This is a genomic window from Bacillus sp. FJAT-25509 (assembly GCF_001420605.1).
In the GTDB taxonomy this organism is placed as follows: domain Bacteria; phylum Bacillota; class Bacilli; order Bacillales; family Bacillaceae_G; genus Gottfriedia.
Genome location: NZ_LJIZ01000003.1, coordinates 494,533 through 521,099, shown reverse-complemented (window position 1 = coordinate 521,099; position 26,567 = coordinate 494,533). Strand labels below are relative to the sequence as shown.

The 26,567-nt window shown below is 30.6% G+C and carries 28 protein-coding genes and 1 other RNA gene; 21 read left to right on the top strand and 8 right to left on the bottom strand.

Features of this window, described 5'->3' with window-relative positions:
- Nucleotides 1-20: 20 nt before the first annotated feature.
- Together AN960_RS02875 and ssrS are read left to right on the top strand one after the other, a co-directional pair.
- A complete protein-coding gene (locus AN960_RS02875; RefSeq protein WP_286131558.1) occupies nt 21-854 on the top strand; it encodes a sulfurtransferase in 834 nt (277 codons plus the stop codon).
- A 49-nt stretch (nt 855-903) separates the two neighbouring features.
- Nucleotides 904-1,086, top strand: a non-coding RNA gene (ssrS, locus tag AN960_RS23845) — 6S RNA.
- 7 nt (nt 1,087-1,093) lie between these two features.
- Here ssrS and AN960_RS02870 read toward each other — a convergent pair.
- Both AN960_RS02870 and AN960_RS02865 read right to left on the bottom strand, forming a co-directional pair.
- Nucleotides 1,094-2,029 carry a DMT family transporter gene (locus AN960_RS02870; RefSeq protein ID WP_056466527.1) on the bottom strand — a complete coding sequence of 312 codons (936 nt, stop codon included), beginning with the start codon at nt 2,027-2,029 and terminating at the stop codon, nt 1,094-1,096.
- A gap of 16 nt (nt 2,030-2,045) precedes the next feature.
- Nucleotides 2,046-2,426: a reverse transcriptase-like protein gene (locus tag AN960_RS02865; RefSeq protein ID WP_056466524.1), complete on the bottom strand. Its 381-nt coding sequence runs from the start codon at nt 2,424-2,426 to the stop codon at nt 2,046-2,048.
- Nucleotides 2,427-2,559: 133 nt separating this feature from the next.
- Between AN960_RS02865 and AN960_RS02860 the strand changes: the two genes are divergently transcribed.
- Nucleotides 2,560-3,216, top strand: a complete 657-nt coding sequence (locus AN960_RS02860) for a reverse transcriptase-like protein (RefSeq protein ID WP_056466521.1) — start codon at nt 2,560-2,562, stop codon at nt 3,214-3,216.
- 16 nt (nt 3,217-3,232) lie between these two features.
- Nucleotides 3,233-3,418, top strand: a complete 186-nt coding sequence (locus tag AN960_RS02855; RefSeq protein WP_056466517.1) for a zinc-finger domain-containing protein — start codon at nt 3,233-3,235, stop codon at nt 3,416-3,418.
- Nucleotides 3,419-3,480: 62 nt separating this feature from the next.
- Here AN960_RS02855 and AN960_RS02850 read toward each other — a convergent pair whose 3' ends face one another.
- On the bottom strand, nt 3,481-3,726 hold the full coding sequence (locus AN960_RS02850; RefSeq protein WP_056466514.1) for a DUF2564 family protein: 246 nt from the start codon (nt 3,724-3,726) through the stop codon (nt 3,481-3,483).
- Nucleotides 3,727-3,888: 162 nt separating this feature from the next.
- Nucleotides 3,889-4,086, bottom strand: a complete 198-nt coding sequence (cspD, locus tag AN960_RS02845) for a cold-shock protein CspD (RefSeq protein WP_056466512.1) — start codon at nt 4,084-4,086, stop codon at nt 3,889-3,891.
- A 301-nt stretch (nt 4,087-4,387) separates the two neighbouring features.
- Here cspD and AN960_RS02840 point away from each other — a divergent pair, with 301 nt between their 5' ends.
- The 4 genes from AN960_RS02840 to AN960_RS02825 all read left to right on the top strand — a co-directional run bounded on the left by AN960_RS02840 (nt 4,388) and on the right by AN960_RS02825 (nt 7,933).
- Nucleotides 4,388-4,612 (top strand): hypothetical protein, encoded by a 225-nt coding sequence (locus AN960_RS02840; RefSeq protein ID WP_056466509.1) that lies wholly within the window; start codon nt 4,388-4,390, stop codon nt 4,610-4,612.
- Between the two features lie 167 nt (nt 4,613-4,779).
- On the top strand, nt 4,780-6,945 hold the full coding sequence (locus AN960_RS02835) for a DNA topoisomerase III (protein ID WP_056466506.1): 2,166 nt from the start codon (nt 4,780-4,782) through the stop codon (nt 6,943-6,945).
- Between the two features lie 81 nt (nt 6,946-7,026).
- On the top strand, nt 7,027-7,404 hold the full coding sequence (locus AN960_RS02830) for a hypothetical protein (RefSeq protein WP_056466503.1): 378 nt from the start codon (nt 7,027-7,029) through the stop codon (nt 7,402-7,404).
- 160 nt (nt 7,405-7,564) lie between these two features.
- On the top strand, nt 7,565-7,933 hold the full coding sequence (locus AN960_RS02825) for a DUF3979 family protein (RefSeq protein ID WP_056466500.1): 369 nt from the start codon (nt 7,565-7,567) through the stop codon (nt 7,931-7,933).
- On the opposite strand, the gene AN960_RS02820 is transcribed toward AN960_RS02825, so the two are convergent.
- Nucleotides 7,930-8,979 carry a YkvI family membrane protein gene (locus AN960_RS02820; protein ID WP_056466496.1) on the bottom strand — a complete coding sequence of 350 codons (1,050 nt, stop codon included), beginning with the start codon at nt 8,977-8,979 and terminating at the stop codon, nt 7,930-7,932. The two genes, AN960_RS02825 and AN960_RS02820, sit on opposite strands and share 4 nt — an antisense overlap.
- 201 nt (nt 8,980-9,180) lie before the next feature.
- Between AN960_RS02820 and AN960_RS02815 the strand changes: the two genes are divergently transcribed.
- Entirely contained in the window at nt 9,181-10,464 is a 1,284-nt protein-coding gene (locus tag AN960_RS02815; RefSeq protein WP_056466493.1) for an MDR family MFS transporter, read from the top strand.
- 39 nt (nt 10,465-10,503) lie between these two features.
- Here the strand turns inward: AN960_RS02815 and AN960_RS02810 are convergent, their stop codons facing one another.
- Nucleotides 10,504-11,448, bottom strand: coding sequence for a metal ABC transporter substrate-binding protein (locus tag AN960_RS02810; RefSeq protein WP_056466492.1), 945 nt, complete (start codon nt 11,446-11,448; stop codon nt 10,504-10,506).
- A gap of 317 nt (nt 11,449-11,765) precedes the next feature.
- A complete protein-coding gene (gene pssA / locus AN960_RS02805; protein ID WP_056466488.1) occupies nt 11,766-12,500 on the bottom strand; it encodes a CDP-diacylglycerol--serine O-phosphatidyltransferase in 735 nt (244 codons plus the stop codon).
- 388 nt (nt 12,501-12,888) lie between these two features.
- Here pssA and AN960_RS02800 point away from each other — a divergent pair, with 388 nt between their 5' ends.
- From AN960_RS02800 to AN960_RS02750, 11 genes are all read left to right on the top strand, one after another.
- Nucleotides 12,889-14,526 (top strand): peptide ABC transporter substrate-binding protein, encoded by a 1,638-nt coding sequence (locus AN960_RS02800; protein WP_056466485.1) that lies wholly within the window; start codon nt 12,889-12,891, stop codon nt 14,524-14,526.
- A 506-nt stretch (nt 14,527-15,032) separates the two neighbouring features.
- Nucleotides 15,033-16,667 carry a peptide ABC transporter substrate-binding protein gene (locus AN960_RS02795; RefSeq protein WP_056466482.1) on the top strand — a complete coding sequence of 545 codons (1,635 nt, stop codon included), beginning with the start codon at nt 15,033-15,035 and terminating at the stop codon, nt 16,665-16,667.
- A 159-nt stretch (nt 16,668-16,826) separates the two neighbouring features.
- Nucleotides 16,827-17,429: an undecaprenyl phosphate transporter UptA gene (uptA, locus tag AN960_RS02790; RefSeq protein WP_056467047.1), complete on the top strand. Its 603-nt coding sequence runs from the start codon at nt 16,827-16,829 to the stop codon at nt 17,427-17,429.
- Nucleotides 17,430-17,498: 69 nt separating this feature from the next.
- Nucleotides 17,499-17,684, top strand: a complete 186-nt coding sequence (locus AN960_RS02785; RefSeq protein ID WP_056466479.1) for a hypothetical protein — start codon at nt 17,499-17,501, stop codon at nt 17,682-17,684.
- 187 nt (nt 17,685-17,871) lie between these two features.
- Nucleotides 17,872-18,813 carry a magnesium transporter CorA family protein gene (locus AN960_RS02780; protein ID WP_056466477.1) on the top strand — a complete coding sequence of 314 codons (942 nt, stop codon included), beginning with the start codon at nt 17,872-17,874 and terminating at the stop codon, nt 18,811-18,813.
- Nucleotides 18,814-18,883: 70 nt separating this feature from the next.
- Nucleotides 18,884-19,765, top strand: a complete 882-nt coding sequence (locus AN960_RS02775) for a permease (RefSeq protein ID WP_056466474.1) — start codon at nt 18,884-18,886, stop codon at nt 19,763-19,765.
- Nucleotides 19,766-19,777: 12 nt separating this feature from the next.
- The gene (locus tag AN960_RS02770) at nt 19,778-20,662 is read left to right on the top strand and encodes a TIGR03943 family putative permease subunit (protein ID WP_056466471.1); all 885 of its coding nucleotides are present in this window, start codon (nt 19,778-19,780) and stop codon (nt 20,660-20,662) included.
- Between the two features lie 219 nt (nt 20,663-20,881).
- The gene (locus AN960_RS24315; protein WP_056466468.1) at nt 20,882-21,313 is read left to right on the top strand and encodes a hypothetical protein; all 432 of its coding nucleotides are present in this window, start codon (nt 20,882-20,884) and stop codon (nt 21,311-21,313) included.
- 257 nt (nt 21,314-21,570) lie between these two features.
- Nucleotides 21,571-22,698: a stage II sporulation protein P gene (spoIIP, locus tag AN960_RS02760; RefSeq protein ID WP_286131557.1), complete on the top strand. Its 1,128-nt coding sequence runs from the start codon at nt 21,571-21,573 to the stop codon at nt 22,696-22,698.
- A gap of 178 nt (nt 22,699-22,876) precedes the next feature.
- Entirely contained in the window at nt 22,877-23,260 is a 384-nt protein-coding gene (locus AN960_RS02755) for a DUF3888 domain-containing protein (RefSeq protein WP_056466462.1), read from the top strand.
- Nucleotides 23,261-23,405: 145 nt separating this feature from the next.
- Nucleotides 23,406-24,176, top strand: a complete 771-nt coding sequence (locus AN960_RS02750; RefSeq protein ID WP_056466459.1) for a hypothetical protein — start codon at nt 23,406-23,408, stop codon at nt 24,174-24,176.
- Nucleotides 24,177-24,329: 153 nt separating this feature from the next.
- Here AN960_RS02750 and AN960_RS02745 read toward each other — a convergent pair whose 3' ends face one another.
- Nucleotides 24,330-24,683 carry a hypothetical protein gene (locus AN960_RS02745; protein WP_056466456.1) on the bottom strand — a complete coding sequence of 118 codons (354 nt, stop codon included), beginning with the start codon at nt 24,681-24,683 and terminating at the stop codon, nt 24,330-24,332.
- Between the two features lie 183 nt (nt 24,684-24,866).
- On the opposite strand from AN960_RS02745, the gene AN960_RS02740 reads away from it, so the two are divergent.
- Nucleotides 24,867-26,546: a formate--tetrahydrofolate ligase gene (locus tag AN960_RS02740; RefSeq protein ID WP_056466453.1), complete on the top strand. Its 1,680-nt coding sequence runs from the start codon at nt 24,867-24,869 to the stop codon at nt 26,544-26,546.
- Nucleotides 26,547-26,567 lie beyond the last annotated feature (21 nt).

Below are 26,567 nucleotides of genomic sequence, written 5' to 3'. Positions count from 1 at the left end.
ATGAAGGTGGACAATTAAAATTGAAAAATATTATTGATGTAAACATTGCAAATAAATTGCACTTAAATAAAAATGTTGTATTTTTAGATTGTCGATTTCAATTGTCAAATCCTGAATATGGTTTAAGTGAGTATCAGAAAAATCATATTCCGCTTTCTCGTTATGTTGATTTAAATAATGACTTATCTAGCCCAGTACAAAAGCATGGAGGCAGACATCCGTTTCCTAATTTAAATGATTTTGGAAATCTTTTAGGGGAACTAGGGATCGATCATGATACGATTGTTATTTGTTATGATGATGGTACGAATGATAATGCCGCAAGATGTTGGTTTTTATGTAATTTAGTAGGGCATCAGTTTACTTTTGTTTTAAATGGTGGTTATAAAAAATGGTTGGAAAACGATTTTGAAGTCACTACAAAAATCGAAGAAGTAATACCTAAAAAATTCGAGATTAACGTACAAGAGTATATGATTAGCTCGATGAATGAAGTTAAGAAGAATAGTAAAAATGATGATTACAATTTAATTGATTCTAGAGAATCTATTCGATATATTGGTGAATTTGAACCAATTGACCGAATTGCTGGCCATATACCTGGAGCAAAAAATTCATTTTGGAAAGATGTATTAAATGAATCGGGAGAATTTAAAACAAAAGAAGAATTAAAAACTCTCTTTAAACCATTTAAAAATGACAATGAAACTGTTGTTTATTGTGGTTCAGGTGTCACTGGTTGTGTTAATTATTTGGGATTAGTTGAAGCTGGATATACGAATGTAAAACTCTATCCGGGTAGTTTTAGTGACTGGATTTCTTATGAAGAAAATGTTGTGAATAAGAAGAAATAATTAGTTGCAAAATAGTTTTAGTTGGTATAGAATGAGAATACAAATTAAACAAAACCTGCTGTGTGCGTTGTCAGTTTATGTCTTAAACCAATGATTTGTATACCGGAAGACCGATATTTAAGTAACAACATCGTGCCTACATATAGGAGGATGAACGTTACTTGTGAGGACATCCACCTTGGAGTTCGGTTTACTTAGACATAAAAGGAACAACGGCATTTGCGGGAAAAAAAAACCATTCACATCTTGTGAATGGTTTTTTCTTCTTTATATAATTGCTTTTTACTTTTGTTCTTTCTAATTTGAGTTACGATCGTAGAAATTAAAATTAAACTGCAACCGAATAAACCAATTTCTTGTAATCTTTCTCCACCATAATAATAACCAGTAATCGCTGCAAAAACTGGCTCTGTAGCGAGAATAATTCCTACTTCTGTGGCACTTATTGTACGTTGGGCAAACATTTGGATAAAAAAAGCTGCAGCGGTACAAAAAATTGCTGTAAATAGAATTGAAAAAATGAAAAATTTATTTGTCCATAATGCATGATTGAAAATGACTTGCCAATCTTCAAAAATTAAAGCAAATGTCCAAGAGGCTAAACCTACAAAAGTTATTTGTACAGTTGCTAGTTGTAGTGAATTATAACTAGGTGAGTAGATCGTTGAATAAATAATATGAAGAGCAAACGCAATCGCACTGAAAAAGGAAATAATATCACCGGAATTAAACTTGGAATTTGTTGAAAGAGTCAATAAAAATAATCCGATGAATGCAATAATTGCACATAAATTTTCCCGTAAAGTAGGCTTTTTCTTATATTTAAAAAATAAAAGAAAAGGAACAATCGCTACACTAATACCTATTATAAAACCAGATTTGGATATGGAAGTGTAATGTAATCCAAATGTTTGAAAAACAAAACCTAGAAATAAGAATAATCCTATAACGATTCCAGGGGAAATAAATCCAGCTTTTCCGCGATATCTTTTATTATTTTTTCGATTTAATAAAGTTTGAACTGTAAATAAGACAATTGCGGCTACAATAAATCGTAATGCATTAAATGTAAATGGTTGGACAATCTTAAGTGTTTCTTTAACAATGAAAAGCGAAGAACCCCAAATGAAGGACACAAAGACTAAAGAAGAAAAAGCGATTAATTTATTTTTCATATCGTCCATTCCTTTTTTATTTTATGGCTTTTCGAGCAAGTTCATCAGCAACCTTATTTGCGCTTGATGGAATCCATTTAATAAAGAAAAGATCAAGTTGATTAATCAACTTAAGTGATTTCTCTAATAAAGGAATAAACAAATCGTTTTTCGAATAATTCTTATCAATACTTTCTTCAACGACTTTTGAATCTGTACGGAATGAAACAGTTGTTAAATTATGTTTGACACAATAATCTAGTGCAAGTAACAAGGCATGAAACTCTGCTTCATGATTAGACATCGAATCTAATGGAATACTTAAAAAAACAGGTTCTTTTATTCCTTTTATGAAAATACCTGCACCTGAGGGCCCGGGATTTCCTTTGGAAGCTCCGTCAATATAAACTTCAATCATAGTAAACCTCCAACACTTATATATGTATCATTTTAGTATATATTCAAAAAAATGAAAACTTAAAATATGAAAGAAGTATTTTTATATTTAACCATAGTCTAGTCTAAAATAAACAATAGAAGAGGTGTGACGGATGAAGCTAAAGATCAGTTGGAAGTATCAAACTAAAAAGAAATATCAAATTACACTTGAAACTGAATGGTTAGAAATAAAAGAAGCTCTACTTTTAGCGGAGGATTTTGAAAGTACAGGTAGAACAAAAGAAATCATCTTTTTAGATCAATTCGACACAGAGTGGACCAAAAAACAAGTAATAAAGTACTTAAAAGAACTTGAAGAAGAACCACATAATATTTCAATTTTTTTTGACGGTGGATTTGATCAATCAACATCTATTTCAGGTATAGGTGTATGCTTATACTTTAGTCAAAATGGTAAAAACTATCGAAAAAGGTTTAATGAAAAATTAGATGGGTTATTGACAAATAATGAAGCAGAGTTTGCTGCTATTGAAAATGCAATCCTACTATTAGAGGAAATGAATATAAAAGGGCAAACGATTCTTATTAAAGGAGATTCACAAGTTGTCATTAATCAATTAAATGGAGATTGGCCATGTTATGAGGAACAACATGAACGATTCATAAATCGAATTGAAAGAAATTGTAAAAACTTAAAATTAACCTTACAATTAGAACTTATTAAACGTAATGATAATAAAGAAGCTCATAATCTAGCAACGCAAGCACTTAAAGGGAATAAGATAATAAGTACGATTGAAGTTACATGAAGAGGTGAAATGAAGTATGGAACGTAAAGAAATCTTGGACGAAATAGATACTTTAATAAAGACTTATTGCGATGGTTGTTTTGTTTATAAACATTTTAGAAAAGACCATAGCCAAAAATTTGCTCAATCCTTTTGTATTAATAAATGCACGGTTGGAGAAAAAATAAAAATGATCGGTAAGCAATTAACTTCTGACTGTTAATTAGCCACTAACTTAATTTAAACACAAAAAAGAAGGTACCATTAAAAGTACCTTCTTTTTCATTATATCTGAGCTTCTCTTATTTGTTGCTCAACTTGCATTAAATCTTCTTCTTGTTTCTTTAAAAATTCATCATCTAAATCAGTAGCAAGGCCCTTCATTTTTTCGAGCTGTTCTCTTGCTTGACTAACTGCTGTTGTTGCATCTGTTAACTGCTGTGCGTCCATGCTCATTGTTGCATAGCCTACAAGCTTTTGAGCAGCTTTCACTTTCATTTCTACATCTTCAAAATTATTAAAATTTGACATAAACACCCTCCTTATTTCACTTCGTAGTATTCCCAAATAAAATGGGAATCATGAAAAGCAAGAGGATTTTTTTGTTTAAGTATACTGAATAATTTTTATGATAATCTCTTAATAAAAATAAAAAAGGACTGATAATCAGTCCTTTATGTAGTCAAGTTTATATTATAGCTTTACTACGTTAGCAGCTTGAGGTCCACGGTTACCTTCAACAATGTCAAAAGAAACTTCAGCACCTTCTTCTAAAGATTTGAATCCGTCAGTTTGGATTGCTGAGAAATGTACGAATACATCGTCTCCACCTTCAACTTCGATGAATCCGAAACCTTTTTCATTGTTGAACCATTTTACTTTTCCTTGCATTTTTCTTTTCCTCCTAAAACATTGCACATGAAGCGCGAAAGAATTTCCATTTATTAATATTTTTAATAAATGTTGAAATTAATATACAACTATTAAGAATATAAGTCAAGTAAGCGCTTAATATCAAAATATACACTCAATTGACTTAAATATTTCACAAATAAAATAAAAAGTTAATATCCGTTTGTGAAATTATTCACAAATGAAAAAGTACATGATATACTACAACCATAGTAAGTGATTTAGATTACTATTAAGAATCGATCTTGATTTCACTTTATAAAGAGATGGAGAGATGAAAATGATTCATTGTGAATGGATTGAATTTAAAATTGAAAATGATTTTATTACAGAGGAAAAATTTGAAGAAATGATGAATGATACATTTCAAGCAATGATGGTTGACGAAAATAACTTTCCTAAATATATATGGACAGCTAACTTTGTTGTCATTGTAACAAAAAGAATTAAAATATTAGAAGAAGTAGAATTTATTCAAATACCACGTAATCCAGCGTGTAGTTAAAAGCGTCCAACTATTAAGAGAAGAAAAGGCAGTTCAAGAGAATGTATTCTTTTGGCACTGCCTTTTTTTCGTTTCTTACGGCTTTCCCTACCATTACATAAGTTATATAATAACTATATCAAACAAATACAGTGATACAAAAATTAGTTTAAAATGTGAGGAAGAAAATGAAATTAATTATTGCCGAAAAGCCTGATCAAGGTTTAAAGCTTGCAGCCCCTTTTAAGTTCCAAAAGAAAAAAGGGTTCTTAGTCATTCAACCTAACGAGTTTTTTCCAAAAGGTGCTTATTTAACTTGGGCTATTGGGCATTTATGTGAGTTATTATCACCTGAAGAATATGATGAAAAATGGAAAAAGTGGTCATTAAATACTTTACCTATTATACCTAATCGCTTTGGGCATAAAGTATCAAAAGGAAAATGGGATCAATTTTCAATTATTAAGAACTTAGTCCACTTAGAAGAAGTTACTGAAATAATTCTTGCAGGTGACTGTGAACGTGAAGGAGAACATATTGTTCGCCTTATTTTAAATTTAGCTGGAAATAAAAAGCCAATGAGAAGGCTTTGGATTTCGTCTTTAACAGAAAATGCCGTTAAAAAAGGATTTAGTCAATTATTGGATGAAAGTGAAACAAAAAGTTTATTCTTTGAGGCGTATAGCCGAGCATGTGCTGATTGGTTAGTTGGGATGAATGCATCAAGAGTATATTCCTTACATCTGCAGAAAAAAGGAATCCAGGATGTCTTTTCGTTAGGAAGAGTTCAAACACCAACACTAGCTCTCATTGTGAAAAGAGAACTTGAGATTGAAAGGTTTAATTCCGAACCTTATTGGGAAGTTTTTGCTACATTTCAGTTTGAAAAGCAAAAGTTTTTTGGAAAATGGCATAACAATTCCGAATCTAAAATTTTGTCAAAGGAATTAGCAGAAAAAATTGCTGGCTTTTGTGAAAATAAAAACGTAAAAATTACTGATATTGAGCAAGAAAGAAAAGAGTTTCAACCACCTTTTCTTTATAATTTATCGGCACTTCAAGCTGATGCAAACAGTAAATATAAATTTTCACCACAAAAAACACTAGAGATTGCACAAAAACTTTATGTCAAAGGGAATATTTCATACCCACGTTCAGACTCAAGTTTTATTACGAAAGAAGAAGCAATGATGCTCCCAGATATATTGAAGAAACTTGAAAAAATTGAGCAATTTTCACAATTCTTCCCTCTGCCAAATCAATCGATCTTAAATAATAGTCGCTACGTTAATGAGAAAAAGGTCACTGATCACTATGCAATTATACCTACTGAGCAAGTGCCAAATATTCATAAAATGAATGATGAGGAATTGAAAATATATGAACTAATTGTAAATCGTTTAATAAGTGCACATTATCCTAATTCAATTTTTGACTATACTACAATTCATACGTTAGTAGACGGGCGAGCGACCTTTATTTCAAAAGGAAAAATAATGGTTCAAGAAGGTTGGCGTAAAGTCATATTCGAAAAATCAAAAGAAAAAAATACTGAAGAACAAAATTTACCCGTTGTTGAAACTGGGCAAGAAGGAATTGTTAAAAAAGTAGAGGTAAAAGAAAAGAAAACTCAAGCACCTAAAAGATATACAGAAGGACAATTAATTACATTAATGAAGTCTGCCGGAAAACATATTGATAATCCGGAATTAACGAAAATACTAAATAAAACTGAAGGACTAGGTACTGAGGCAACTAGGGCTGGTATTATAGGTACTTTAAAAAATAGAAAATATATTGATGTTAAGAAAAATCAAGTTTTCGCGACGGATAAAGGGAAGCTGATCATTTATGCTCTAGGGGAAAATATTTTAACTTCACCTGAAATGACTGCAAAATGGGAGCAGAGATTAAGTGAAATTGGAGAAGGAAAAGCAAGTAGTCTTGAGTTTATGGAACAAACCAAAAAATTAACTGAAAAAATAATTCTTGATGCATATGAAAATGAGAAGATATGGAATTTTTCAGATTTTAAAATTGAGGAAATGCAAAATTCGAAGTTTGGTCCGAAGAAAAAATCAACTAGTGTTGGAAAATGTATTAAATGCGATGGTAAAATGGTCGATAAAGGCTCATTTTATGGGTGTGATCAATTCCAAAAAACAAAATGTGAAGTTACAATTTCAAAAAAAATATTAGGTAAAACAATTACAAAAGCTTTAATGAAGCAGTTATTAAACGGTGAGACAACAGAAGTTATAAAAGGATTTTCAAAAGATGGCAAAGAATTTGAAGCTTCTTTAAAATTTAATGAAGCAGGGAAGATCATGTTTATCCAAAATTCCATTAAATAAAGTGACGCATAATGTAATTTAACTAGTCAATTCTATTTTTTATTGCATATACTTATATACAATGATAATAGGAGGATTAGAGTGAAGGAATTCTATAGCAATGAACAAGTTTTTTTAACTGGTGGAATTGTTCCTTCCGTTTATTCATTATGTATAGATTGTAATAGGAAAATTGTACATGTTCTTGACTTGGATCGAGTGGGCACTAGGCCGGTATGTGTATCATTTTCTAACAGCTTTGCAGAAAATATTTTTGAACAAATAAGCTTATCAACGTTAGGAAGTTACTTAGAGTACCAATACTTAATCTATACTACAGAAGGTATTGTAACAAAATGGAAAAATAACGAACTGATAGCGTTAACTAATTTAGACGAATGTAAACCGGAATTCATTACTTTAATGAAAGAACGAAGAAATACATGGTCTAAATATAAAGCTTTATATAATCGAAAATAAAAAAAAGGATTACTCTATAAATAAGAGTAATCCCTTTTCAATTTGAGAACAAAATTCCAACATTACCATCCTAACAAGTTCTTTTGAACCGGCATATTCCTGTCTTTTCCTGTCTTAATTTGATAAACTATCAACATATCATAAATTAGAAGGTGACAAAATGATTTGTTTTTTAGAAAATACCTTTCAAATAAAATTAGAAAAAAATGATAAAGGTGATTATCCAATTATTGTGACTGACGAAGGAATCTTTAGCGAGATGAGTTTGAAAGATAAACCGAGCACGTATGTTAAGTTTATTATAAATGAATACGATGAGTTAACGATTGATTGGTATATCGAAAATGAAAATCGCTTCTCAGTAAAAAGCCTACAAATTCATCAAATGATATTAATAAACGATCCTGATGAAAATTCAATTCAATTTGTATTAGAACGTTGGCAAAGTAGGATGTTTAAGATTCAATGGATGCCAAAGTTACACATTGAATTTGGTTTATATTATGAAGTTTGCGATGATTGCGATTAAGATGATTTTTTAGGTTTTAGTAAGGTAAGGATTACAAGGAAACTAATCCAACCGATAAGTGGATAAAGGAATGTTAATAATGGTCCATAGCCAATAATGCTAATAAATAGGCAGCATATTAATAATAAAATAACGACTATATTTGTATTTAATCGGATATATGAATTTATTTGCCTAGACATCCCATAGATATTTCCAACTAATGTAGTGAAAATTTCAGCTAAAATAACCATTAGGAAAAAGTAATAGAAAATTGGATGGATTTTTTTGATTACTTCTACCATTGGAATTTCATATTGTTGAAAATTGGTTACACCTGATACATTCAGGTGAATTAGTAATAAAATAGTCCCTAATATTAGACCGCCTAATACCCCGCCTTGTACAATTGAAGATTTTTCTTTACACTCAAAACCAATAGGTACTAAAACAGCCTGGGCTAAAGCCATATTTAAACAAACATAAGTAATAGGTTTTGAAAACACTGTAAGGTTAAGCGAACTAATAGAAGGTAAAATATGATCTAGTGTGATTTCATGCATTGTAAATGGTAAATGTGAGTTAATGAAAACTGCGACGATAAAAGCACACATAATTGGGACTACTGTATTATTTAGACTGAATAAACCACTTGTCCCTTTTCTTAAAACGATAAAAGTCAAAATGATAAAAAATAATGAACCGATAAAAGAATCAAAATGTAGGTAATTCTTAAATACGGCTCCAGCACCTGACAACATGACACTTGTAACGCCAATTAAAACAAAGAATAATAGCCCATTAATAATATTTCCTCCGAGTTCTCCAAATAATAGTACATTAAATTGCTGAGCAGAATTTAATTTATATGTATGAGCAATTGTCATAATTTTAGTTCCGAACCAACAAAATAATACAGTGGCAAACAGGATCCCCATTGCACCATATACCCCGTTAATTGAAAAGAACTCTACAATTTCCTTACCCGTAGCAAAACCTGCTCCAATAACAGTTCCGACATATGTAAAGGCTATATTTCGAGCTTCTTTACTAAAGTTCAATTTCATAGGAAGTCCTCCTAAATGTAGTACTAAATTGTATGATACATTTTAAGAAAATAGACATGCTCCCTTAGTAAAAGTTTCTAAACAGTTTAATTAAATGCATTTATTGGTATAGATTTCTTAGAAGAAGGAAGTAGAAATTAAAATTCAATTTACGCATTTTTTTAATTATGTTAAAGTGAGAAGGTTAGGGGGACGGACATCATGAATATACTTAAATGGAATTTTAATATGAAAATCAGGCTTGTTGCCGAGTTTTTCTTTGGATTATTCTTTTGGATGTATTTACCATTTTTAGCAATTTATTTTGCAGAAGAATTGGGAAAAGTAACAGCGGGAGTCTTACTTATGTGCTCTCAAGCTGTTGGGGTATTTGCAAATTTAATCGGAGGATATTTGGCTGATACGTATGGCCGAAAAAGAATGATGGTTATTTCAGCTTTTATTCAAGCTGGAGGAATGATTTTGCTAACAATTGCAAATTCACCAATTTTAAATTCTCCATGGTTAACTTTTTTTGGTTTTGCAATTATTAGTGTCACAGGAATGCTATATAATCCAGCAAGTTCGGCTATGGTAGCAGATACTGTAGAAGATAAAGATGAAAGAAACTTAGTATTCGCTGTTTTTTATACGATGATCAATATTAATGTTGTTATCGGACCAATCATTGGTGGGATTTTATTTTTTAAAGCAAGATTTTTATTATTTGCTACATCTTCATTTATCTTTTTAATCGTCGCATTTATGATTCTTCTATTAATAAAGGAATCATTACCAGACTCTGTAAGACAAGAAAAAGAAGATTCTATTTCAAAAGTTTTAGTAAAACAAGTAAAGAATTATCGTATTATTTTTACTGATAAGGTATTTTTCTTATTTGTTGCAGCTGGTATATTAATCTCTCAAACTTTTACTCAATTAGATTTATTACTAGCGGTTTATATTAAAGAAAGTATTCCCGTTCAAACATTATTTAATTTTAGCAATTTTACTTTAAAGACAAATAGTGAAACGTTATTTAGCTGGGTCATAGCAGAAAACGGTTTAATCGTAGCGTTATTGACAGTTTTAATAACGAAACTTGCAAATAAGTTTAATGAAAGACTTTTATTTTTTGCATCATCTGTTAGTTATGCTTTATCTATGCTGTTATTTGGATTTACACTATCAGCCTATGTAATTTTTATTGCAATGGCACTCTTTACTTTAGGTGAGATATTAGTTGTAGGAAATCAGAACTCATTTATTGCAAAAATTGCACCTGAAAATCAACGTGGACAGTATTTTGCAGCAGCTGGATTAAGATGGTCACTTGGAAGAACGATTGCACCATTAACAATTCCACTTGCTGGGCTGATTGGATATAAATGGACATTTAGCATCATTTCAATATTAGCTTTGATCGGAGCATATTTATTTGAAGTGATGTTTAAAGAGATTAAGAGAAAATCAGAACCGATTTCTGAAAATATGAAGGTAGGATAAATAGTAGCAAAAAAGGACCCAACAAATTGGGTCCTCTTTTTAACGGTTATTTAATGCCTTATCTAACGTATCAATATTTTCTTGCATTAAGTCGAAATAATCTTTATGATTCTTTACATCGTCTTCTGAAATAGTTGCTAAGTGGTTAAGTCTTAAGATTTCAGCATGAGTTTCATTTTTTACAACGGATGCTACTTTTGGTGTAGCAAATGTTTCGAATAAAATATATTTAACATTATGTTCTTTAACAAAATCAACAACTTTCTTTAAATCCTTCTGTGAAGGCTCTTGAGAAGGGGAAAGTCCAGTGATTGGGATTTGTTCAATTCCGTAATGTTGCTCCAAATATCCATAAGCTGCATGTGAAACGACAATATCCTTACGTGCAGAATGTAAAACTAAATTTCTTAATTCACTATCAAGTTCATCAAATTGATTTTCAATTTTATTATAATTTGCTTCGAAGTACTGTTTGTTTTTTGGCATTAATTTAACTAATTCATCTTTAATATTTTGTGCTTCAATTTTTGCTCGAGATGGATCTAACCAAACATGTGGATCAACGTCATGATGATCTTCATCCGCCTGAATTTCTTCTTCGTTTGACTTTATTAATTCAATATTTTTGGTAGCCTCTAAGATCGCAACATTATTATTTTTAAGTGTATCTTTTATTTTATCTGCAAAAGGTTCCATACCTGCACCATTGTATACAAATAAATCTGAGTTTGCGATTTTCACAATTTGCTTAGAAGTTGGTTCAAAATCATGAGTATCAACACCAGTAGGGTATATAGAATGAACATCTACGTATTTACCACCAATTTTTTCAGCAAAATCTTGTAAAGGATAGATGGTTGTATAAATCGTCAGTTTATTTTTGTTTTTATTTTTCGTACTTTGCTGTTGCGTGTCTTTATTGCAAGCTGACAGAACTGCACTTGTTACTAGCAAAGTCGTAATTGCTAATTTTTTAAATTTCATTTTTTTCTCTCCCTAAAAAAATTTATCATTTTAGTATTTTATAATAAGCTTATTAATAAACGAAAAAGGTTAAAATATTTTAATGTAATTCGTAATCATTCCTTTTTAAGTTTTAAAAAAAATGTAAGATAATTCTTATCAAACAATTAGGTACATAAATTTTATTAAATTATTCAAAATCGTAATAAATACGATTTAATCCTTAGTCATTATAGAACAGTAATTATTAATGTGCAAGAAAAATGCGGTTTAAAAGGATTAATATATAATAAAAAGTATGCTTTGATGAAAAACAATGCATCAAAACATACTTTTTATTAAGACTTTCTTTTTAAACGGAATTTACGTGGTTTCTTATTTTCATTACTTGATTGCTTCTTTTTACTTTTGAAAAATTGAAAGAAAATAAAGAAAATGTAAAGCGGAATTGCTATATAAATGAAGAATGGCCACTGCACTTTTTTAGCATGCCATACTAGATATAATGCGTATCCTAAAAAAATCGTAATAATTGTAGCATATTTAGGGATCGGAATATCTTTAAAGCTTGGAATTTTAATTCTACTAACCATTAAGAATGCTAATGCAACAAAAACTGTAATAATGACTATTTGCGGTATTCGACTTCCAAATAATGTTAAAAAAGCAACAAAACCACCAGCTGCTGTAATTGGGACACCAGTAAAATATTTTAATGATGTTGAAATCGGTGTTACATTAAATCGTGCTAATCTATATGCGCCAAACAGCGGGAATAAACCAGCAATTCCTAGACCAAAGATACCTTCAGTTGAAAATTGTGTACAAAATACCAAATAGGAAGGTGCAACTCCAAAAGTAACTATATCAGCTAAAGAGTCTAGTTCTTTTCCTAATTGTGATTGGACTCCTAAAACCCTAGCAACTCGACCGTCCATACTATCGAGCATCATTCCTATTAAAATAAGAATTGCGGCATTTCTAAACTCTCCTTTAGCTGCAAAGCCGATCGATAGAAACCCACAATATAAATTCCCTAGAGTAAATAGGTTTGGGATACTTTTTCTTATCATACATTCACTTCCTAAAATTGATATAAAAATAGATATATTCAAATTCAATAAGATATATTATAACCCATAATTTAGTAAGAATGGAAACTAATAATTAAGTTCATAAAATGTTTGTAGAATCGACATACAATTTAAAAAAAATGCGTTTTTTTTGCAACAAAAAAATATGTGAATAGTAATACAATCATATTGAACTACACTAAAATTTATAAAAAGTGTGAAAATTGAACTAAGATTTGAAGAAATTTTAATAAAAAATAAATTAAATATTAAAAAAATACTTTTTTTTCTGAAAAGTTTGTAGTATATTGAAAAAGTAATAAGTGATTTTTCAGAAAAATAAGTAAATTATAAAATGGAAAAATCACTAATATATGGAGGTGCTCTAATGAAGCGTAGATTAGCAACAACTGTTTCAAGTTTATTAGTACTAAGTACAGTACTAGCGGCTTGTGGCAAAGACACAGAAAAAACAGCAACCAATTCTCAGAAAGATACGAAGCAAACGTTAAGATTAACTACAACTACTGAGATTCCTTCTATGGATTCAGCAAAAACTACTGATTCAATGTCATTCGAAGTTTTAAACAACGTAAATGAAGGTTTACTACGTTTAGGTGAAGGTGACGAAGTAGTAGATGGTGTTGCTAAAAAAGATTCGATTGAAGTTAGTAAAGATGGACTTACTTATACTTTCCATTTACGAGATACACAATGGTCAAATGGTGATCCTGTAACTGCTAAAGATTTCGTTTACGGATGGCAACGTGCTGTAGATCCAAAAACTGCATCTGAATATTCATTCATTCTTTACTATGTGAAAAATGCTGAGGCAATTTTCAATGGTAAAATGCCATTAGATCAATTAGGTGTTAAAGCAGTTGACGATAAAACTTTACAAGTTACATTAGAGCAACCAACACCTTATTTCTTACAATTAACAACTTTTGGAACATATTTACCAGAAAACCAAAAGTGGGTTGAGTCTAAAGGTGATCAATATGGTTTAGAAGCAAATACTCAATTATATAATGGTCCGTTTACTTTAAGTGACTGGAAGCATGAGCAAAGCTTTACATTGAAGAAGAATCCTAAATATTGGGACAAGGATACAGTTAAGTTAGATGAAATTAAATACAATGTAGTTAAAGATACTTCTGCTGCAGTTAACTTATATGAAAACGGTGATATTGATAAAGTAATGTTAGATTCTGAGTACGTTGATAAATATAAAAACAACCCAGAATACAAAACTCAATTAGATGCTCGTTTAGTATTCTTCCGTTTCAATGAAAAACTACCAATCTTTAAAAATGCTAAAGCTCGTAAAGCATTTGACTTAGCATACGATAAATCTGCTATAACATCTACAATCTTAAATGATGGTTCTAAACCTGCATACTGGTTAGTTCCTTCTGAGTGGGTAAAAGGACCAGATTCAAAAGATTTCCGTGATCATAATGGTGACTTTAACAAGTATAATGTCGAAGAAGCTAAAAAATTATGGACAGAAGCTAAAAAAGAACTTGGTAAAGATAAATTTGAACTGAAAATGCTTTCTTATGATGATACAACTCGCAAAAAAGCTGCTGAGTATATCGCTGGTGAGCTTGAGAAGAACTTACCTGGTTTAAAAATTACTGTAGCTCCACAACCGTTTGAAATTAAACTTGATAACGAGAAAAAATTAGATTACGACTTCTCATTCTCAGGTTGGGGTCCAGACTATCCAGATCCAATGACATTTATTGATATGTTCTTATCTAACAGTCCATTCAATGAAATGGCATACAACAATCCACAATATGATGGGCTTGTAAATGCTGCAAAGAAAGAAGCAGACCCACAAAAACGCTGGGATGATATGGTAGAAGCTGAAAAAGTAATTATGGATGAAGCTGGTATTTCACCAATTTACCAACGCGGCCGTGCATATTTACAAAAAGATTCAGTTAAAGGTATTATTGCGCATAAATTTGGCGGAGATTTCTCTTACAAATGGGCTTCTAACAAAAAAAATAAATAGTAGCAAACAAAAAGAGAAGGGATCACCCTTCTCTTTTTTAGGAAGTTTTAGGTAATAAACTAAAGGGGTTATTTTCTATTTTTGTGCATAAGAAAAATCTTAAAAGTAAATGTTAAAAGGTGTCCAGATGGTTACTTTTTTTCGCTGGCTCTTGTTTTATTTTGTGCTTGCAGAGAGAAAATTATAAGATTTTTTCTTGAAACTTGAAAAAAATATACATATTTGTCCCACTTTAAACATTTATTGAAATTGGGGCAATTATTAATAGTTTTGATTTAAATATGCAAAAAAGCACTTGAAAATGTAACTTTTAATTACAAAAAAGTAAAGATTTGTTTAAATTTATTAATTTTTTTGAAAAAAATGTCGATTTTTTGTTGATATTTTCTAAAAAGTATGTAAAATAAAAAGTAAGTTAAAGGTTATTAACTATTCGGACAATAAAAATTGTTTGAATATTTTAATAGTTTTTAAGTCTAATTGTTTAATTTTGGGGAGGCAATCTAATGAAAAAGAAGGTATCGTATTTTCTATCTTTATCTGTTGCTGTGAGCATGCTTTTAACTGCATGTAACTCAGACAAATCAAATGAAGGTAAAAAAGAAACAGCAAAAGCAAAACCACAAGTATTGAACTTACTAGGCGGAGCTGAGCTACCAAGTTTAGATTCAAGTACTAGTACAGACGCTGAATCTTTCAACGTTTTAGGTAACATTATGGAAGGTCTAAACGTGTTAGGTAAAGATGATGCTGTACAACCTGGTATCGCAGAATCTTTTGATAAATCAGCTGACGGTTTAACTTATACATTCCACTTACGTGATGCTAAATGGTCTAATGGTGAGCCTGTAACTGCAGGAGATTTCGTTTACGGTTGGAAACGTGCTGCAGATCCTAAAAATGCATCTGAGTATGCATTCATGTTGAATGTATTACAAAACGGTGAAGATGTTACTACTGGTAAAAAACCAGTTGATCAATTAGGAGTTAAAGCTGTTGATGATAAAACTTTAGAAGTTAAATTAGCAAAAGCTATTCCATATTTTGATTCATTAGTAACTTTCCCAACATTCTTACCATTAAATCAAAAATACGTTGAATCTCAAGGTAAAAACTATGGTTTAGAAGCAGCTAACTTAATCTTCAATGGTCCATTTGAATTATCAGAGTGGAAACATGATCAAAGCTACAAGTTAGTTAAAAACCCTGATTACTATGATGCTAAAGACGTAACTTTAAAAGAAATCAACTTTAAAATCGTAAAAGATCCACAAACTGCTGTAAACTTATATGAGTCTGGTGAAGTTGACCGTGCTGGTTTAACTGCAGAGTTTGTTGACAAATATAAATCTAGCCCTGACTATGGAACAACTAAAGAGCCAACTGTATTCTTCTTACGTGTAAACGAATCGAAAAATCCAGCTCTTAAAAACGTTAACATCCGTAAAGCTTTAAATGAAGCATTTGATCGTGAAGCAATCACTAGCGTAATCTTAAATAACGGTTCAGTACCTTTATACGGTTTAGCTCCAAGTAACTTCTTAGATGCTAACGGTAAAGACTTCCGTGATGCTTCTGGACAACTTGTAAAATACGATAAAGCTGATGCTAAAACATTATGGGAACAAGGCTTAAAAGAAATCGGTAAGAAAGATGTTTCAATCGAATTATTAGGTTCAGATACTGAAACTAACAAAAAAATCAGTGAGTACCTACAAGGTGAATTCACTAAAAACTTACCAGGTTTAAAAATTAACATTAAATCAGTTCCATTTGCACAACAATTAGATTTAAACTCTAAGAAAGATTATGACATCTCATTCGGCGGATGGGGTCCAGACTATAAAGACCCAATGACATACTTCGATATGTGGACTAGTAAGAGCCCATTCAACCAAATGGGATTTGCTAACGCAGATTATGACAAGTTAATCTCTCAAGCAGGTTCAGATTTCTTATTAGATCCAACTAAGCGTTCTGATGCATTCTTACAAGCAGAGAAAATCTTAGTTCAAGACAATGCAGCAATTCTTCCAATTTACCAACGTGCGATTGCATACGTTATGAAGCCAAAAGTAACTGGATTAATTGAGCATGCGTTCGGACCAGATTACACTTACAAAAACGTTGTAATTAAATAATTAAGAAATGATAAAAGGCTGTTCTATTGTCAGGTCACTGACTTGGACAGCCTTTTTTTATATGAAATAAGTTACTTTCACCGGAGTATTACTTTATTTTGACATATTTTATCTTCCTATGTATTATCATTGTAGTACAAGTTGTTTTTGAGAGGGGGGATCCTATTGACAAATATCATACATCAAATATTAGAATTTTTTGCGTCATTAGGATATTTAGGGGTCGCATTAGGATTAATGATCGAGGTTATTCCTAGCGAGATTGTTTTAGCATATGCTGGTTATCTTGTAGCCGGAGGGCATATAAATTTTGCAGGTGCTTTAGTAGCAGGGGTAATAGGAGGAACTATTGCTCAATTATTTTTATATTGGTTAGGCTATTTTGGTGGGCGTCCAATTATTGAAAAATATGGTAAATATATTCTAATTAATAAGCATCACCTTGATTTAGCAGAAAAATGGTTTTCAAAATATGGCGTAGGAGTAGTGTTTACGGCTCGCTTTATTCCTGTTGTTAGACATGCCATTTCGATCCCAGCTGGATTAGCAAAGATGCCAGTAAGTAAATTTACACTTTATACAGTTCTTGCAATCATTCCTTGGTCTATACTATTTATCAAAATAGGTGAGAAATTAGGAAAGAACTGGGAAACTGCTAAAGAGGTTTTAGCTCCTTATACTCCGATGCTAATCATTATAGCGATTGCCCTATTTGTTGTATATTTTTTAATAAAAAAATTAGTGGCAAAAGGTAGAAAATAAAATAAATATGATTTGTTTTACATTATATTACATATAATATGATAAATTTCAATTGGAAGGATGAATTTTATGTATTCTATGTCGTATGATGCATTAAAATCTGATTTATCAAATACTCTTTCAAATGTTCAAAATCAATTGAATACGGAAGATTATTCATTACATACAAAAGAACAATTACAAAGTCAGTTAGAAGTTTATCAATACATTGATGAATTAAGTGATATGCATTATTTCTATAAAAGCGGATACTAAAAAATAGGTCACTATAAGTGGCCTTTTTCTTTATTTGTGAATAGTATAAATGCTCACTAAAATAGCCAGCCGATAGCGCTTGATTATTAGAAAATGGACTTTCTTTTTAATAAAGGTTGAAACATATATAAATGTTTCGTATGCTATTATTGTGTAGTTTTTGTTTCAGAATTAGAGGTGAATTAAGATGCTAAATTTTTATCTTTCAGATGCACAAGGGAAACTAAATCAAGTTGATGTCATTGAAAAAGGTTGCTGGATCAATGCGATCAATCCAACAGAACAAGAAATTCAATATCTAGTTCAAAAATTAGACTTAGATTTAGATTTTATCAAAGACCCACTTGATGATGAAGAACGTTCAAGGATAGAGGTTGAAGGGGAACACACTCTAATTATTGTTGATATTCCAATTGTAGCTCATGATGATAATGGGCACACAATTTTTGATACAATACCAATCGGGATGATTATTTCATCTCACACGTTTGTGACAATTTGCTTAAGTGAAAATCCGATCTTTGAAAGATTTATTTACCAAAAAGTAAAAGGATTTTTTACATTTAAAAAGACTAGATTTGCACTTCAACTATTGCATACGACATCATCATATTATTTACGTTATCTTAAACAAATTAATCGCAAAACAAATGAAATTGAAGCCGAATTACATCAATCTACGAGAAACCAAGAGTTATTTACAATGCTGAACCTTGAAAAAAGTCTTGTTTATTTTACGACTTCACTAAAATCGAATAAAATTGTCATGCAAAAAATTCTTAAAGGGAATATTTTAAAAATGTATGAAGATGATGAAGATTTATTAGAAGATGTTATTATTGAAAATAAACAGGCAATAGAGATGGCAGAAGTATATAGTAATATCTTAAGTGGAATGATGAATACATTTGCTTCGGTTATCTCAAATAATTTAAATATTGTAATGAAATTTTTAACTTCTATTACAATTATTTTATCAATTCCAACAATGGTTTCAAGTTTTTATGGGATGAACGTTGATCATATCCCATTAGCAAATATTCCACATGCGTTTCCAATCGTAATAGGTATATCTGCAATATTATCAACAACAATTGCATTAATATTTTGGAAAAAAAGGTACTTTTAACTCACAAAGCCGCCGGTCATTCGGAGGTTTTGTGAGTTTTCATTTTTAAAAAGTACATGGGAGAGAGATTATGAGTACGAATTTTTATCATTCGTTTTTACAAATGAATACGATCTTTATTTCGATAGTAGTTGAAGCACTGCCATTTATTTTAATTGGTGTTTTTATATCGGGGATCATTCAAATATTTATTACTGAGGAAATGTTATCTAAGTTAATACCAAAAAATAGATATCTAGCAGTATTAGTAGCTATTTTATTGGGATTTATTTTCCCAGGTTGTGAGTGCGGAATTGTCCCAATTGTAAGTAGGCTAATCAAAAAAGGTGTGCCACACTATGTAGCGGTCGCGTTCATGTTAACAGGGCCGATCATTAACCCAATTGTACTGTTTGCAACATTTATTGCATTTGGTAATAATATTGAAATGGTTATTTATCGTGCTGGAGCTGCTATGATCATTGCTTATATAATTGGTATCGTATTATCATATTTAAAAATTGAGAATCCATTAAAACACGATCTAGTTACAATTCCAGTTGATCATTCAATTCCTGCTAGGAAAAAATTATGGAGTGTTTGTGTACATGCTATAGAGGAATTTTTCTCAATGGGTAAATTTTTAATTTTAGGTGCATTTATTGCAGCATTCGTACAAACATTTATTCCAACTTCAACGTTAATGCATATAGGTAATGGACAAGTTGCTAGTATTCTAGTAATGATGGCATTAGCCTTTATTTTATCTCTTTGTTCTGAGGCTGATGCATTCGTAGCATCTTCATTTCAAAGTACGTTTTCTTTAAACTCAATCGTTGCGTTTATGGTTATTGGTCCAATGATCGACATAAAAAATACATTAATGTTATTCCAACATTTCAAAAGTCGATATGTATTCATTATTATTGGGTTAGTTATTGTATTAACGTTTTTCACAACATTACTCATTTAAGGGAGAATCAATATGGCAAGAGCATATGTACTATTAGGATTTACCTTCTTTTTAATGCAATTGCATATTAAAGGTACGATCTCAAAATATATTAATATGAAATACTCTTATTTATCTTTGACAGCTGCGATATTATTTGCATTTCTAACTTTAATTCAAGTAATTCATACTTTAAGAACGAGTCATGATGAAGATGAAGAGCATAGCCACGATCATGACCACCATCATGATCATAATTGTGATCATACTTGTGTACATGGACATGTTCATAAAGAAGCTAAAGGTTTTAAAAAGTTTTTAAATGGCTTAGTATTCATCTTTCCATTGTTTACCGGTATATTTTTACCAGTTGCAACTTTGGACTCTACGATTGTACAAGCAAAAGGGTTTCATTTCCCCGTTTCAGAACCGGGGAATAATGATCCTTTCATGGAAAGGCAATATTTAAAGCCTGATTTAAGTATTTACTATGGGCAAGAAGGATATCAAAAATTAATTAAACAAGAATCAAAAGAATATATAAATAAAAAAAGTATTGTCCTAAATGATTATGACTTTCTTAAAGGAATGGAAGTTTTATACGATGAGCCTGGAAAATATTTAGGTAAGCAATTGACCTATAAAGGCTTTATTTATCATGAAAAAGGATTAAAGAAAAATCAGGTTTTCTTATTTAGATTTGGCATTATTCACTGTGTTGCCGATTCCGGTGTATATGGAGTGCTAATTGATTTACCTGATGGACAAACGTTTAAAAATGATCAATGGATTGAAGCTACTGGTAATATACAACAAATGTACTATCAACCATTTAAAGTAAACATTCCTTATTTAGATGTCACTAATATTAAGGAAATTCAACCACCAAAAGATGCGTATGTATACCGCAACAAGTAAAATGAGCCTAATTGGCTCATTTTTTTTTTTACTTTCAGGATAAACAACTAACAAATTCTTATAAAAGTGAGCTTTTTTAAAATTTCATTTACCGAATTATCAATTTAAATCGAAAAATAATATAAAAAACTTGTTCATATCTAGACATGTACACATTCAATATCTAAATTTCTACGTATGTTATAAATGTACAATAAATAATTATAGAGGTGTTCTTAAATGTGGGGATTTTGTGGTTGCAATCGTAGAAGAGAAGAAGTATCTCCAGTAAGAGATATGAGAGAGTTTGTTGAAGTTCGTAGACCATGTAATGACTGTGATTGTCATAGAAATCATGACAATGATAGAGTAATGAGTGAAAATATGAATAATAGCCATAACAGAAACAGAAATGAAAACAGAAATGAAAACAGAAATGAAAACAGAAATGAAAACAGAAATGAAAACAGAAATGAAAACAGAAACGAAAACAGAAATATGAATAATAATAGAAGATGTGGATGTAGAAAAAATAGAAACAGAAACATGAATAACAGTATGGTATCACCAGCAACAAACTCATTTTGTGAAACTCAATTAGAAGCTGCAAGAAATAGTTGCGTTGTGAATCCATTAACTAACTTCAGTCGTTGCAACAATAATAATATGTAATCTATTTAAAAAAGTGCTTTTACACTAATTAAATTACGAACTTTTTTATGAGGTGTCTTTTTGAGGCATCTCTTTTTTTACTAATCTAAATTCTATTTAAAATTCATAAATGAGAGTGGTTTAAAATGTTGAAGTGCCGACAATTTAACAATCCAATCACGCTTTTTTATATAGATAGGGATTAATTAATAAGGATTTAATAATTTTTTCATTCTATTCTATAGGGCTTGTACATACGTTTTATTAGAGGTGATTTAATGAGACAATCAATATATATAAAATCTATTAATCTTAAACGTGTAACGGCAAGTGTCTTTGTAGGCATTGTCTTATTATTTTTGTTAGCTAGTTTATTTGTGACATCAATGAAAAATACCAAATCATATTATGTACATCAATGGTTCGAAAAAATGAGTTATGAAGGATTTATTAAAGCGTTTGAATATGAAAACGGTCATTTTAAGTCAGGTGATGATTCCAATAAAAATGGACAACCTCTCGGTAATATTCTTTTTTCATTTATTACCAATATTAGACTGTACGATCCAAAAAGTTTATTAGTACATGAAATATCAAGTATGACAAAATTCGAAAATAATATATTAGTCGCTGGAGAAGGAATTGATTTTACGAATCTTCCAATCGAATCAAGCTTAACACTTGACGAAATTAACCAAAATCCAACTGTTAAAGATCCAGTGAATGAACCAATTAAAAATCCAGCAAATCCACCATCAAAAACTACAAATGGAAAAGATGTCTTTTTTATTTACCACACACATAGCTGGGAATCATTTTTACCTTTAATCCCAGGTGCAAAGTCGCCAAATCAAGCTTCTTCTCCAAAAGTAAATGTAAGCTTATTAGGTGAACGATTAAAAAATAATTTAGAAGCAAATGGAATAGGCGCGATTGACGATAAAACAAATATTGGATCTGAATTAACGAAAAGAAATTGGAATTGGGGAAGTTCATATAAAATGTCTAGATTGGTTGTACAAAATGCGCTTGCTCAAGATAATGATTTAAATTATCTTATTGACATACATCGTGATGATCAAAGAAAAAATGTGACAACAACTGAGATTGATGGTCAAAAATACGCAAAGCTATACTTTATTGTCGGAGTAGAAAACAAAAATTATAGAAAGAACTTAGCGTTAGCGAAAGATTTAAATAGTGAAATTATGAAATTTAACAAAGGTTTAACTAGAGGGATATTTAGTAAAAACTATAAACAAGGAAATGGCGTTTATAACCAAGATTTATCGCCACATTCAATATTAATCGAAGTAGGAGGAGTCGATAATACATTACCTGAACTTTATAGAACAATTGACTTGCTCTCAGATATCTTAAGCAAATACTATTGGGATCATCAATAGTGTAGTTAACAGCTAAAAAGAAGACCGAGAAAAGAAAAAACTTTTCATGGTCTTCTTTTTTCCTTTTTCTTATAATTGCTATTTCATGTTCATTTAAAACTCTCTTTCATAACCATCAGTAAATTGTAAAGAATAGATACTAAGTAATTTGTTAAAACCTTAAGATGGAGGATTAGATATGAAAAGAGGATTTATTATCATACTATTAATATGCTTAATTGGGACATCAAAACCGGTAAATGCATTTGCGGTACAAAATGAAGTATTAGAAGATGCAGTGTTATCAATTCTTTTTCCTAGTATAAATAACCGTTTATATAAAATGTTCGGTCCAGGAGAACAATATAATTGTGCAACAATCACAAATCTAAAAAAGAAATATAATGGTACATACGTATTCGGGGCAACAATTCAATTAATTGCATATAAACAAGATCAACAACCACCTTACACTCTTGTTAAATTTAATTTTTCAAATGATGACGGTGAATGGAGTATTCGCTCTGTTACGAAAGAACCAATTCAAACAAAAACTACTGCTTTATGTAGGCCTCCTGTATAACATTATTTTTGAGGTAGAGCATACGGAATTATGGTAAAAAATGTATAAAAATATTAGATAAAAAGAATTAAATTAATCATTTTTGATGATAAATTTAGTATAAAGTATGATATGATAAAGAAAAAAATTAAAGGTGGCAATATCGTTGGCGGGAATTGATTCAATAAAGGATATTATCTATATTTATGGTGATAACCATAATCATTGCTTTATAACCTCAGGCATAAATTATAAAGAGTTTGTTCAAGGACTTCCTTTTCCTCTTCAAAACATTCTTTTGCTAAAACACGATATTCAATGGTCCGAATTTAATTTAAATTCCTCTTTTTATTATGTTGAAAGAGAAGATATTAATCAATTTATATTAGAACATAGTGAACATGACGACCTTTGTTGGATCGATTTTGAAGAATTAGCAGATTTAGATGAGCTAGAGCCTAAAGAAATCGCAGAATTACTGTATCTTGCTCACAAAAAAGAACCATTACAAAAACCTTTTATACCAAGATTAAACAATTCTTTTGCATACATGAATATAAGTGATGGAATGTATCAAAAAGTTTATTATAAACGAACTAATGATTTTATTTTTATGCTTTGTAATGTTATATCTTATAAAATTACACAACTTCAGAGAAGAAGTTTAAATATATTTAATCGTTCAAAACAAATTAATCCAATCAATATTAAATTAATGTTGACATTATATCCTTTAATGGAGGATGGATTAATAATCGATTTAAGTGAAAGAGTTGAAAATAGAAAGGTAATCGAAATCCCTATTTTCCGAGTTGATTTTTATTCTGGTGTAGATGAAATTTTAGAAAATGTTGAAGAGTATCGCGACCTCACAAATCATATTGCAAATTTAACTTATTCAAAGAAAGATGACGAATGGTCTGTAGTTCAAGTTTAATGAAAATTAATTGTCTTTCGATTTGTAAAATGGAGTAAGTGATCGTTTGCGAAAGAATATCATGGACCTTTAAGGTCCTTTCAGTGTGTAGATGAAGTACATCTATTCTGAAAGGACCTTAAAGGTTTTTTTTGCTTATTTTTTAATCTACTCTTAAAGTATTGCACTTAAGACAATTAATAAATTATAGAAAATAGTTACAATTACCGAAAATAATCCAAACCCAATTGCTGTATATCCTAAAGTGGAATGACCTTTAGTTACAGAGTATATTCCAAGTGCAATTCCAACAATCCCAAATATAACAGGCATTAAAAATAACGAAAATAGTGAAAAAAATAGAGCTACGTATCCAATTACAATTCCAGAGGCATGAGATTTATCTGAAGTTGTTTCCGAATAAAACACATTCCTTGTGGGATAAAACTCTGCACTATATTCTTCATTTTGATCCTTTGGTAAATTGTGATTACGTTTATGTTCATTATGCTTTGTATGACGATACATAAAATTACACTCCTTTCTTTTAATGCCTTATCTATAGTATGTAACTTTGGATTCCATTGATAAGTAGAAAGTATTAGTAATTTTGAATGATTTGATGAAAGAATTTCGAATTTTTAAAAATGAATTTTTTGTAAAATTGTGCTATAATTTTGATTATAATGAAGTGCAATTGGAGATGATTGAATGAGTCAAGTTAAGTCAGATTTAGAAATTGCTTTTGAATCAGAAATGAAAAAAATAACCGAAATTGCAGATAATTTAAATCTTTTTGATGAAGAAGTTGAAAACTATGGTCATTATAAAGCTAAATTGTCATTATCAATTTTAGACCGATTAAAAGAAAATGAAGATGGTAAATTAATCTTAGTTACTTCAATAAATCCAACTCCTGCAGGTGAAGGTAAATCTACGGTCACTGTTGGACTTGCACAAGCTTTCCACAAAATTGGCAAAAATGCAATCGTTGCATTACGTGAACCTTCTTTAGGGCCAACAATGGGAGTAAAAGGCGGTGCAACTGGAGGAGGTTATTCTCAAGTTTTACCAATGGATGATATTAATTTGCATTTTAACGGTGATATCCATGCCATTACTACGACCAATAATGCTTTAGCAGCTTTTATTGATAATCATATCCATCAAGGAAATGAACTTGAAATTGATGTGCGTAGAATTACTTGGAAGAGAGTAGTCGATTTAAATGATCGCGCTTTAAGAAATGTCGTTGTAGGTTTAGGTGGTCCATCTGGTGGAGTTCCAAGAGAAGATGGGTTTGATATAACTGTTGCTTCTGAAATTATGGCAGTTCTTTGTTTAGCGACATCAATTCAAGACTTAAAAGAAAGGCTTAAACGAATTGTTGTTGCCTATACTATACATAAAACTCCAGTAACTGTTGGAGATTTAAAAGTAGAAGGAGCTCTTGCATTATTACTTAAAGACGCAATTAAACCAAATCTTGTTCAAACGATTGAACACACTCCAGCAATTATTCATGGTGGTCCATTTGCTAATATTGCTCATGGTTGTAACAGTGTTATTGCAACTAAAATGGCTATGAAATTAGGGGAATATGTTGTTACGGAAGCTGGTTTTGGTGCAGATTTAGGAGCAGAAAAATTCTTAAATATTAAAACTAGAGCTTTAGGTGTTACACCTGACGCAGTTGTGATTGTTGCAACAATTAGAGCATTAAAAATGCATGGTGGAGTAAATAAAAACGAATTGACTAATGAAAACGCTTTAGCGGTTAAAGATGGAATCCAAAACCTTGAAAAGCACGTAGAGACAGTTCAAAAATTCAATGTACCTGTTGTTGTAGCAATTAATAAATTTATTTCTGACACAGAAGAAGAAATTAGCGTATTAAAACAATGGGGACAAGACAATGGCATTAAGATTGTCTTAACAGAAGTATGGGAACATGGCGGTAAAGGTGGCGTAGAGCTAGCTGAATCACTTGTTAATATATTAAAAAATCCTAAAGAAAATTTTAATTATTTATATGAATTATCTGATTCAATTGAAAATAAAATAGAAAAAATTGCAAAAGAAGTATATGGTGCAGACGGAGTGAATATTTCTCCTAAAGCGAAAAAACAAATTTTGGAATTTAATGAGAATGGTTGGGGCAACCTACCAATTTGTATGGCAAAATCTCAGTATTCTTTATCAGACCAACCAAGTTTAGTTGGAAGACCTTCTGGTTTTAAAGTAGAAATAAGAGAACTTAAAGCATCAATTGGTGCAGGTTTTATTGTTGCACTAACAGGTAACGTAATGACAATGCCAGGTTTACCGAAAAAACCAGCTGCATTAAATATGGACGTAGATGAACTAGGACGTCCAAAAGGATTGTTTTAATTAACTTAATAATTCAAACTG